Origin of the sequence: Mycobacterium sp. 1482292.6, assembly GCF_001672995.1 — a bacterium.
Classification (GTDB): domain Bacteria; phylum Actinomycetota; class Actinomycetes; order Mycobacteriales; family Mycobacteriaceae; genus Mycobacterium; species Mycobacterium europaeum_A.
Genome location: NZ_LZKV01000095.1, coordinates 1 through 10,723, shown reverse-complemented (window position 1 = coordinate 10,723; position 10,723 = coordinate 1). Strand labels below are relative to the sequence as shown.

The 10,723-nt window shown below is 68.7% G+C and carries 10 protein-coding genes; 8 read left to right on the top strand and 2 right to left on the bottom strand.

The annotated features are described in order from the left end of the window. Positions 1-723 (bottom strand): AMP-binding protein (locus tag A5624_RS09850; RefSeq protein ID WP_156748969.1); only part of this gene is annotated, 723 nt, incomplete at its 3' end. A 57-nt stretch (positions 724-780) separates the two neighbouring features. Between A5624_RS09850 and A5624_RS09845 the strand changes: the two genes are divergently transcribed. Continuing rightward, positions 781-2,076 (top strand): DNA polymerase domain-containing protein, encoded by a 1,296-nt coding sequence (locus tag A5624_RS09845; protein WP_066865326.1) that lies wholly within the window; start codon positions 781-783, stop codon positions 2,074-2,076. 2 nt (positions 2,077-2,078) lie between these two features. On the opposite strand, the gene A5624_RS09840 is transcribed toward A5624_RS09845, so the two are convergent. Then, positions 2,079-3,470 (bottom strand): NarK family nitrate/nitrite MFS transporter, encoded by a 1,392-nt coding sequence (locus A5624_RS09840; protein ID WP_066865323.1) that lies wholly within the window; start codon positions 3,468-3,470, stop codon positions 2,079-2,081. Between the two features lie 195 nt (positions 3,471-3,665). Here A5624_RS09840 and A5624_RS09835 point away from each other — a divergent pair, with 195 nt between their 5' ends. From A5624_RS09835 to A5624_RS09805, 7 genes are all read left to right on the top strand, one after another. After that, a complete protein-coding gene (locus tag A5624_RS09835) occupies positions 3,666-4,250 on the top strand; it encodes a TetR family transcriptional regulator (protein ID WP_066865332.1) in 585 nt (194 codons plus the stop codon). A 56-nt stretch (positions 4,251-4,306) separates the two neighbouring features. After that, complete coding sequence (locus A5624_RS09830; RefSeq protein ID WP_066865320.1) at positions 4,307-5,320, top strand: ABC transporter substrate-binding protein; 1,014 nt, start codon at positions 4,307-4,309, stop codon at positions 5,318-5,320. A gap of 112 nt (positions 5,321-5,432) precedes the next feature. Next, on the top strand, positions 5,433-6,107 hold the full coding sequence (locus A5624_RS09825; RefSeq protein WP_066865317.1) for an allophanate hydrolase subunit 1: 675 nt from the start codon (positions 5,433-5,435) through the stop codon (positions 6,105-6,107). An 18-nt stretch (positions 6,108-6,125) separates the two neighbouring features. Then, positions 6,126-7,037, top strand: coding sequence for a 5-oxoprolinase/urea amidolyase family protein (locus A5624_RS09820; protein ID WP_066865314.1), 912 nt, complete (start codon positions 6,126-6,128; stop codon positions 7,035-7,037). Between the two features lie 471 nt (positions 7,038-7,508). After that, positions 7,509-8,906 (top strand): MFS transporter, encoded by a 1,398-nt coding sequence (locus A5624_RS09815; RefSeq protein ID WP_066865329.1) that lies wholly within the window; start codon positions 7,509-7,511, stop codon positions 8,904-8,906. 89 nt (positions 8,907-8,995) lie between these two features. After that, on the top strand, positions 8,996-10,147 hold the full coding sequence (locus tag A5624_RS09810) for a uroporphyrinogen-III synthase (RefSeq protein WP_156748871.1): 1,152 nt from the start codon (positions 8,996-8,998) through the stop codon (positions 10,145-10,147). Continuing rightward, positions 10,138-10,723, top strand: a 586-nt coding sequence (locus A5624_RS09805) for a sirohydrochlorin chelatase (RefSeq protein ID WP_066865307.1), incomplete at its 3' end; no start/stop codon positions are given. The genes A5624_RS09810 and A5624_RS09805, both read left to right, overlap by 10 nt.

Here is a 10,723-nt window from a genome sequence, read left to right as displayed (position 1 = left end):
CAGCGTCGGCGGGGTGCTGCGGTTCGCGCCCTTCGGGGTGCCGGTGGTGCCGCTGGTCAGGATGATGATCGACGAGTGCTTGCTCGCCTTCGGCGCGGGCTTCTTGTCGCTGCGCTCGATCAGGTCGGCCAGCGTCTCGTCCTCGCTGCCCGACGGCTCGTCGCTGTCGGGGTTGGTCCCGAGCGCCCGCAGCTTGCCCAGCTCCGGAGACGCCTTGCTGACCGCCTTGGTGTACTCGTCGTCGTAGATGACCAGCTTGGCGCCCTCCCGCTCGGACACCTCCTTGATCTGCGGACCGGAGAACTCGCTGTTGAGCAGGATGATGCGGGCGCCCACCCGGGCGGCGCCGAAGTAGGCGATCAGGAACCAACGCGTGTTGCGGGCCAGGATGGCGACGCCGTCGCCGCCCTTGACGCCCTTGTCGATCAGCCCGTTGGCGACCGCGTGCGCGGCGTCGTCCAGCTCCTTGTAGGTGAATTCACCCTCTTCGTCGATGCACGCCGCGCGGTCGGGATGGCGCCTGGCGTTGAGCGCCGGCAACATGCCGAACTCGCCCCACTTGTAGATGTCGGCGGCCATCGCGGCGTAGTTCTGCGGCGGCTCGATCCGGAAGGCACCCGATTCGAAGATTTTGCGCACGTAGTGCAGTTCGGCCGAGCCGCGTTCGACGTATTGCTGGACTTTCGCGGCGGCCTGACCGGGGAGGCCGAGGAGGTTAGGCATGGAATCCACCTTATGTGACGTCCGTCTCAGTACGGCCAGAAATTCTGGCGAATTAGCATGAACCGCATGACCCGTCCGGTTTCGCTGGAGGTGGCCGGGCGCCAGGTCACGATCACCCATCCGGACAAGGTGGTGTTCCCCCGCGCGAGCGGCCGCGAAACCACTGGATTCTCCGGCAGCCCGTACACCAAGCTCGACCTGGTCCGCTATTACCTGTCCGTCGCCGACGGCGCGCTGCGCGGTGTGGCCGGCCGCCCGATGATCCTGAAGCGCTTCGTCAAGGGCATCACGGAAGAAGCGGTGTTCCAGAAGCGCGCCCCGGCCAAACGCCCGGACTGGATCGACGTTGCCGAACTGCATTACGCCCGAGGCACTTCCGCCGCCGAAGCGGTGATCCACGACGCCGCGGGGCTGGCCTGGGCCATCAACCTGGGCTGCGTCGACCTCAACCCGCACCCGGTGCTGGCCGACGACCTCGATCACCCCGACGAGCTGCGGGTCGACCTGGATCCGATGCCCGGGGTCTCCTGGCGACGCATCGTGGACGTCGCGCTGGCGGCCCGCGAGGTGCTCGAGGACTACGGCCTGACCGCGTGGCCCAAGACCTCGGGGTCGCGCGGCTTTCACATCTATGCCCGCATCGCGCCGCGCTGGGAGTTTCGCCAGGTGCGGCTGGCCGCGCAGACCGTTGCCCGCGAAGTCGAGCGGCGCGTGCCCGAGGCGGCGACCAGCCGTTGGTGGAAGGAAGAACGCGAGGGCGTCTTCGTCGACTTCAACCAGAACGCCAAGGACCGCACGGTCGCGTCGGCCTACTCCGTGCGGGCGACGCCGGACGCCCGAGTCTCGACACCGCTGCACTGGGACGAGGTCGCCGGTTGCCGGCCCGAGGCGTTCACCATCGACACCGTGCCCGCCCGGTTCGCCGAACTGGGCGACCCCTGGGCCGGGATGGACGACGCCGTCGGCGCACTCGACCGGCTGCTGGTGCTGGCCGAGGAGATGGGGCCGCCCGAGCGCGCCCCGAAAGGGTCGGGCACGCGCGGCAAGGGCACCGGCGGCAGGCGGCAGTCGGCGATGCCGCTGATCGAGATCGCCCGCACCAAGACCAAGGACGAGGCGATGGCGGCGCTGGACGTCTGGCGCGAGCGCTATCCCGCGGCGGCCGGCCGGCTGCAGCCGATCGACGTCCTGGTCGATGGGATGCGCGGGCCCAGTTCGATCTGGTACCGGATCCGGATCAACCTGCAGCACGTTCCCGAAGACCAACGGCCTCCGCAGGAGGAGCTGATCGCCGACTACAGCCCTTGGAAAAAGGAGGGGCAGGGATACGGCGGCCGGCAGAAGCCGTCCTGACGCTAGATCCCGACCCGCGTGATCGCGTTGTGCTTGCGCAGGTAGCAGTACCAGGTGACGCCGAGCAGGGCGAGGAAGAACACGATGTAGAACCGCAGCGCCGGTTCGATGCTGCCGAACTCCGATTTCGACCACGCGTAGGCCAGCGGGACGACGAACCCGCCGAACGCGCCCACCGCCGAGATGACGCCCAGCGCACCGGCGGCCTGCCGGCGCATGCCCACCATGGTGTCGGGGTCGCCTCCGGCCAGCTCGCCCTTGATCTTGAAGATCCGCGAGATCATCCGGTAGGTCGAACCGTTGCCGATGCCGGTGGCGACGAACAGGAACATGAAGCTGGCGAAGAAGGCCGGCAGGTTGACCGCGTTGACCGCCCACAGCGCCGCCGCCGCCCCGATCGCCAGCATCACGAAGCTGGCCGCGGTGATGCGGGCGCCGCCGATCCGGTCGGCCAGCTTGCCGCCGAGCGGCCGGATGACCGATCCGATGCCGGCACCCAGGAAGGCCCACGCCAGGGCGATGTCACCGCGCCCGAAAACCGTCTTGAGCAGGGTCGGGAAGGCGGCCGAGTAGCCGATGAACGAACCGAAGGTGCCGATGTACAGCAGCGACATGATCCAGGTGTCGGGGTGCCGCAGCGACTCCAGCACCGGCTTCACGTCGGCCTTCGCCTCGGTGAGGTTGTTCATGAACAGGAACGCGCAGATCGCGGCCACCACCGCGAGCGGCACGTAGAACAGTCCGGCGCGCGACAGCGCCATCCCGCCGCCGGCGATGACGATGGGCGGGATGATCTTCTGCACCACCGCCACCCCGATGTTGCCGCCGGCCGCGTTCAGGCCGAGCGCCCAGCCCTTGTCCTTCTCCGGGTAGAAGAACGAGATGTTGGCCATCGACGAGGCGAAGTTGCCGCCGCCGAAGCCGGCGGTCGCGGCGATCGCCACCAGCGCGACGAACGGGATGCCGGGATGGCTCACCGCCCAGGCCAGCAGCAGGCAGGGGATCAGCAGCAGCGCCGCCGAGATGGTCGTCCAGTTGCGGCCGCCGAACAGCGGAACCGCGAAGGTGTAGGGCAGCCGCAGGAACGCCCCGACACCGCTGGGCACGGCCACCAGACACAGGGCCTGGCTGGCGGTCAGCGCCCACCCGGACGCCGCGGGGTGCCCGTGCGCCCCGGCCGTCATCTGCACCACCACGATGCTCCACAGCATCCACACGCTGAAGCCGACGTGCTCGGCGAAGATCGAGAAGATCAGGTTCCGCCGGGCGATCGGCTTGCCGGTGGTCTCCCAGAATTCGGGGTCTTCGGGCCGCCAGTCATCGATCCAGTGCCGCCCCTTGCGAGACTCGCGCGGTGGCGCGGGCTGCGATGCCGGGGTGATGGTCGAGGTCATCTGGTGGGACTCCTGGCTTGAATGGGGCGCGGGCAGTGACCACTCGACGCTAAAGAGGCACTGTTACCGGACTGCGTGTGCACAGTTACGTAGGCGATACGCAGAAATTGCAGCGGCCAGGACCCGTTTGTCAGAACTCTGCAACGCAAGATGTCGCGAACCCACGGCGAGGGCTCGATGCGCGACAATCGGCTCATGCAGGTGACTGAGGCTCCCCTGGGCCTACGGGAGCGCAAAAAGATCAAGACCCGCCGCGCCATCCGGCGCGAGGCGTTTCGCCTCATCGAGGAGAACGGCTTCGCCGCGACCACCGTCGAACAGATCGCCGAGGCGGCCGACGTGTCGCCGAGCACCTTCTTCCGCTATTTCCCGTCCAAGGAATCGCTGCTGCTCGCCGACGACCTGGACCCGCTGATCCTCGAGGCGTTGAAGGCCCAGCCGCTCAACCTGTCTCCGGCCCAGGCCTTCCGCCGGGCCTACGCGGCCGTCATCGCCGAGTTGCCCGACGACCAGCTGGAGTTCGAGAGCACCCGGCAGCGGCTGATGTTCTCCATACCCGAGCTCAAGGCGGCGATGTACGACGAGTACTACCGCACCGTGACGGTCGCCGCCGAGGCGATCGCGCACCGAATCGGCCGTGCCGCAGACGATTTCGAGGTCCGGGTGTTCGCCGGCGCGTTGACGGGTGCCATGATGGCCGCCTTCGACAGCGCCCCCAAGACCGCCGACACCATCTATCGGGCCCTGGATTTCATGGACGCCGGCATGCCGCTGGGCTAAGGGCCTCAACAGCGCGGCGATGCATTTGTGCGGGCGGAACGCGATACTCTCACGCGATGCGACAGGGATGGAATCGACGGGGATTCTTGCAGCTCGCAGGGGCTGCCGGGGTCGCCGCGATCGGCGGCGCGACCGCGCTCTCCGAGCTCGTGGCGGGGTGCTCGTCAAGCAAACCGGCTCCGGGCGCCACCCCGGGCTCGGTGACGATCACCCACCTGTTCGGTCAGACCGTCATCAAAGAACCACCCAAGCGCGTCGTCAGCGCCGGCTACACCGAGCAGGACGACCTGCTCGCCGTCGGGGTGGTGCCGATCGCGGTGACCAACTGGTTCGGTGACCAACCGTCCGCGGTCTGGCCGTGGGCCACGCCCAAGCTCGGCGGGGCGCAGCCGACGGTGCTGAACCTGGACAACGGCATTCCCGTCGACCAGATCGCCGGCCTGAAACCGGATCTGATCGTGGCCGTCAACGCCGGCCTGGACGCCGACACCTATCAGAAGCTCTCCGCGATCGCCCCGACCGTCGCCCAGTCGGACGGCGACGCCTTTTTCGAGCCGTGGAAGGAGCAGGCCACCACCGTCGGGCAGGCGGTCTTCCAGGCCGACCAGATGAAGTCGTTGATCGACGGCGTCGACCAGAAGTTCACCGACATCGGCAAGAAGAATCAGCAATGGACCGGCAAGAAGGCGCTGCTGATGCACGGCGCGCTGTGGCAGGGCACGGTCGTCGCCACCATGGCGGGCTGGCGGACGGACTTTCTGAACCAGATGGGCCTGGTCATCTCCGACAGCATCAAACCCTTCGGCACCGATCAGCGCGCCGTCATCCCGCGCGATCACATCAAGGCGGTGCTCGATTCCGCCGACCTGGTGATCTGGACGACCCAGAACCCCGACGATCAGAAGGCGATACTGGCCGACCCGGAGGTGGCCGGGTCGCTGACCACGGCGCAGAACCGCCACATCTTCACCACCAAGGACCAGGCCGGCGCCATCGCGTTCGCGTCGCCGCTGAGCTACCCGGTCATCGCCGACCAGCTGCCCCCGCTGATCACCAAGATCCTGGGGTAGCCACGCGCGCGGGCGTGGCTGTTTGAGCGTTTGCTAAGGCAGCTCTGGCAGTGCTCGAAAATCCGTCGCCCGCCCCTCGCACAGGCCCCGATCCCGGGGTTACCGTCGAGTAATGAGCGTGACGGATCTTAGCGGCGACCTGGCCCACAACCTGCCGACGGAGCTGGTCGGCAACACCGTCGTGGACTACGGCGACCGCGCGCTGATGGTGCAATGCGGCAGTACCGCCGAGGTATTGGCATGGGCGGACGCGCTGCGCGCCGCGGCGATACCGGGCGTGGTCGACGTCGTGCCGGCCGCCCGCACGGTGCTGGTGAAGCTGGACGGCCCGCGCTCTCAGGGCGTCATCCGTCAGCGGCTGCGCAAGATGCGCGTCGACGCCGCCCCGGGGGCCGCCTCGGCGCGCCGCGCCGACGTGGTCATCGACGTCGTCTACGACGGCCCGGACCTGGCCGAGGTCGCCGACCGCACCGGACTGACCATCGCGGCGGTGATCGACGCCCACACCGCCACGCCGTGGCGGGTCGGATTCAGTGGATTCGCACCCGGTTTCGCCTATCTGGTCGACGGCGATCCGCGCCTGCGGGTGCCGCGCCGCCCCGAGCCGAGGACATCGGTGCCCGCCGGCTCGGTCGGCCTCGCCGGTGAATTCAGCGCGGTCTACCCGCGGCAGTCCCCCGGCGGGTGGCAACTGATCGGCCACACCGACGCGGTGCTGTGGGATCTGCAGCGGCCGAACCCGGCGTTGTTGGCGCAGGGCATGTGGGTTCAGTTCCGGGCCGTCTAGATACCTGAGGAGATAGCCGTGCCGATCCTGGAGATCCTGCGCACCGGACCGTTCGCCGTCGTCCAAGACCTCGGTCGCCCGGGGCTGGCCCACCTGGGCGTGAGCCGCTCGGGAGCAGCCGACCGGCGCGCGCACAAGCTGGCCAACCGGCTGGTGGCCAACCCCGACGACCGCGCCACCGTGGAGGTGACGTTCGGTGGTTTCGCGGCCAGGGTCACCGGCGGTGACGTGGACATCGCGGTGACGGGCGCCGACACCGACCCCACGGTCAACGGAATCAAGTTCGGCACCAACAGCATTCATCATGTGCGCGATGGCGAGGTGATCTCGCTGGGCGCGCCGCGCGCGGGGCTGCGCAGCTATCTGGCGATCCGCGGCGGCATCTGCGTGGAGCCGGTGCTCGGGTCGCGCAGCTACGACGTGATGTCGGCCATCGGCCCGGCGCCGCTGCGCAGCGGTGACCGCCTGCCGATCGGCGAGCACACCGACGCCTACCCCGAGCTGGACCAGGCGCCGGTCGCGGCCATCACCGACCATGTCGTCGAGCTGTCCGTGGTGCCCGGGCCGCGCGACGACTGGTTCGTCGATCCCGACGCCCTGGTACACACCGATTGGGTGGCCTCGGATCGCAGCGACCGGGTGGGGATGCGGCTGACGGGCCGGCCGCTGCAGCACTGCTACCCGGACCGCCAGCTGCCCAGCGAGGGCGCCACCCGCGGCGCAATTCAGGTGCCCCCCAACGGTTTACCGGTGATCCTGGGACCCGACCATCCCGTCACCGGCGGCTACCCGGTGATCGGCGTGGTGGTCGACGAGGACGTGGACAAGATCGCCCAGGTGCGGCCCGGCCAGACCGTGCGACTGCACTGGGCGCGGCCCAGGTCCCTGGTGGGCGCCCAGTCCGGTGCCGCGAGTTGGCCGTTTTCCTAGATCTCGCCCGCCGAATCGTCGGCGCGGGAATCGCCTGTATCCCAGCTCACACCGCGGCGGCCGGATGTGTGAAATCACTTGATGGTGGCGCCCATTCACGGCCGATGAACCGCGGCCTCGCGAACTGATTGCCCCTCAGGCAGTTACCAGATAACTGGTAAACAACTAACAGGCGATATCGGCCCGTTCCGGTTGACCCGTTCGCGTCGTAAATGTGAGCATCGGACCATACGGCGGGGCATGCCCGCCCATTCGGGGTGCCCAAGCGTCGAAAGCCAGTCTCCGAACCGCTTTCCCGATATCGGGCGAGCGCGGTGACCCCTGGCGCGGCGGCGGCCCGATGCGGCGGTTCGTGGGGCCTGAGGAGAGGATCTGTATGCACGCCGGTCGACGCGATGCCATTGGGGCGCAATCGCTTTCCGTGATACGGCGACAGGCATAACCGCCGTGGCGAAGAAAGGTGACGATCGGATGGGCCGCAACCACCGCATCGCGGACTGGAATCCGGAAGACACGACGGCCTGGGAGGCCGGCAACAAGAAGATCGCCCGGCGCAACCTGCTGTGCACCATCGCCGGTGACCACGTGGCGTTTTCGATCTGGACCCTGTGGCCCGTCATGGCGTTGTTCATGCCGGGGTCGGTCTACGGCTTCTCCGCCGGCGACAAGCTGCTGCTCGGCGCGGTCGCCACCCTGGTCGGTGGTTGCGCGCGGATCCCGTACACCTTGGGCATCGCCGCCTTCGGCGGTCGCAACTGGACGACGTTCTCGGCCTTCGTGTTGCTGATCCCGACGGCCGGCACCATCGCGCTGCTGGCCAATCCCGGTGTGCCGCTGTGGCCGTTCGTGCTGTGCGCCGCCCTGACGGGGCTGGGCGGCGGCAACTACGCGGCCTCGCTGGCCAACGTCAACGCCTTCTACCCGCAGCGACTCAAGGGCGCCGCGCTGGCCGTCAACGCCGGCGTCGCCAATCTGGGGGTGGCGGTGATCCAGTTGGTCGGCCTGCTGGTGCTGGCCACCGCCGGCCACGAGGCGCCGTACTGGGTGTGCGCGGTGTACCTGGTGTTGCTGGTCGTCGTCGGCATCGCGGCCGCCTTGTTCATGGACAACGTCAACCACGGCACCCAGCTGAGCACCATGCGCTCGATCCTGTTCGAGCGCGACACGCATGTGATCTCGCTGCTCTACATCGCCACCTTCGGCTCCTGGATCGGCTTTTCCTTCGCCTTCGGTCAGGTGATGCAGGTCAACTTCGCCGAAGCCGGGGAAAGCCCCAAGCATGCGGCGCTGCACGCCGCGCAGCTGGCCTTCCTCGGGCCCCTGCTCGGCTCGCTGGCGCGCATCTACGGTGGCCGGCTGGCCGATCGGCTCGGCGGCAGCCGCGTCACCCTGGGCGTCCTGGCCGGCATGACCCTGAGCGCCGGGCTGCTGGTCACCATCAGCACCTTCGACGACCACCACGCCGCGGCCCACTCCGTCAGCATGATCGGCTACGTCACCGGCTTCATGGTGTTGTTCGTCCTGTCCGGCATGGGCAACGGTTCGGTGTTCAAGCTGATCCCGTCGGTCTACGAGGCGCGCAGCCGTTCACTGGACGCGAGCGAGGACGAACGTCGTCATTGGGCCCGCGCGAAGGCGGGATCGCTGATCGGCGTCTGCTCCGCCGTCGGTGCGCTCGGGGGCGTGGGGATCAACCTGGCGCTGCGCCAGTCGTACCTGAGCACCGGCACCGAAACGTCGGCCTACTGGGTGTTCCTGGTGTCCTATGTGGTGGCGGCGATCATGACCTGGACGGTCTATGCGCGCCGGCCCGCAGCCGCGCCCGGCCTGTCCGGGTCGGCACCGGAAACCGAGGCGGCCCGCGTGTGAGCCGGCTCGCAACACGGGCAATGCCACAGCAATTGACCGGTAACGCAACGGAAACGTCGCAGGCATACACACTTCATATGGCCCCCCAACTGGCCCCACCAGACTCCGCGCCGCTGACCGGCTACCGGATCGCCGTCACATCGGCGAACCGCGCCGAGGAGCTGTGCGCGTTGCTGCGCCGCAACGGCGCGGAGGTGTCCAGCGCCGCGGCCATCAACATTATCGCGTTGCCCGAAGACGAAGAACTGCAGAACCACACCGAGGCGGTGATCGCGGAGCCGCCGGATATCTTGGTGGCGCACACCGGCATCGGCTTTCGCGGCTGGGTCGCCGCGGCCGACGGGTGGGGCCTGGCCACCCAACTGCTGGCGTCACTTGCCAAGTCGCGGATCGTGGCCCGCGGCCCGAAGGCGACGGGGGCCTTGCGCGCCGCCGGATTACACGAAGAGTGGTCGCCCAAATCCGAATCGTCGCGCGAGGTCCTGCGCTACCTTCTCGAGTCGGATGTCGCCGGCAAGCGCATCGCCGTCCAGCTGCACGGCGCAGCCGACGGGTGGGATCCGTTCCCCGAATTCATCAACGGCTTGCGATCGGCGGGCGCCCAGGTGGTGCCCATTCACGTATACCGCTGGAAGCCAACGCCGGCCGGCGGTGACTTCGACCAGCTCGTCGCCTCGGTCGCGCGGCGCCAGTTCGACGCGGTGACCTTCACCTCCGCCCCCGCCGGCGCGGCGCTGTTGGAGCGCAGCCGTGAGTTGGGCATCGAAGACCAACTGCTGCAAGCGCTTCGCAGTGACGTGCACGCGATGTGCGTCGGCCCGGTCACCGCGCAACCGTTGATCCGTGCCGGGATCCCGACGTCGTCACCAGAGCGAATGAGGTTGGGGGCGCTGGCCCGCCACATCGCCCAGGAACTCCCGCCCCTGCGGTCGTGCACCATCCGCGCGGCCGGCCACGACATCGAGATCCGCGGGACCTGCGTGCTGGTCGACGGTTCGGTGAAGTCCCTGTCGGGGTCGGGCATGGCGACCCTGCGGGCGCTGGCGCAACGCCCCGGCGATGTCGTCGCGCGCAACGACTTGCTCCGGGTGCTGCCCGGCAACAGTAACGACCCGCACGCCGTCGATACCGCGGTGCTGCGGTTGCGAACGGCGTTGGGCGACAAGAACATCGTCGCAACGGTGGTCAAGCGCGGCTACCGTCTTGCGATCGATCATCCGGAAGACTCCCCATGGCACTGATCCTGGTAGCACACGGCACCCGCCGCCCTGGCGGTGTGGCGATGGTCGAAGACCTTGCGGCACAGGTGAGTACGCTGGTCCGCAGCCAAGTCGACGTCGCCTTCGTGGACGTGGTGGGCCCCACCCCCAGCGAGGTCCTGGTGCGCGTGAAGGCGGACGACCGGCCCGCCATCGTGGTGCCCGCGTTCCTGTCGCGCGGATACCACGTCCGCGCCGACCTGCCCGCGCACGTGGCGGCCAGCGGCCATCCGAACGTGCTCGTCACCCCCGCGTTGGGTCCGAGCGGTCAGATCGCCCGCATCGTCGGCGACCAGTTGGTGAAATGCGGCTGGCGTCCGGGCGATTCGGTGATATTGGCGGCCGCGGGAACCTCGGATGACAAGGCGCGCGCGGACCTGCACACCACCGCGACGTTGTTGTCCGCGTTGACCGGATCACGGGTGAGCCTGGCGTTCGCGGCCACCGGCGATCCACAGCTGGCCGAGGCCGTGGAGCGGGCCCGCGCGCGCCGCGCCGGTAGCCGTGTCGTGGTCGCCTCATACCTGCTGGCCGACGGCCTGTTCCAGCAACGGCTGC

Bases quoted from the DNA above. Each gene is read 5' to 3' on its own strand.
- A5624_RS09845 (WP_066865326.1), top strand. From the start codon at position 781: ATGAACCGCATGACCCGTCCGGTTTCGCTGGAGGTGGCCGGGCGCCAG.
- A5624_RS09840 (WP_066865323.1), bottom strand. From the start codon at position 3,470: ATGACCTCGACCATCACCCCGGCATCGCAGCCCGCGCCACCGCGCGAG.
- A5624_RS09835 (WP_066865332.1), top strand. From the start codon at position 3,666: ATGCAGGTGACTGAGGCTCCCCTGGGCCTACGGGAGCGCAAAAAGATC.
- A5624_RS09830 (WP_066865320.1), top strand. From the start codon at position 4,307: ATGCGACAGGGATGGAATCGACGGGGATTCTTGCAGCTCGCAGGGGCT.
- A5624_RS09825 (WP_066865317.1), top strand. From the start codon at position 5,433: ATGAGCGTGACGGATCTTAGCGGCGACCTGGCCCACAACCTGCCGACG.
- A5624_RS09815 (WP_066865329.1), top strand. From the start codon at position 7,509: ATGGGCCGCAACCACCGCATCGCGGACTGGAATCCGGAAGACACGACG.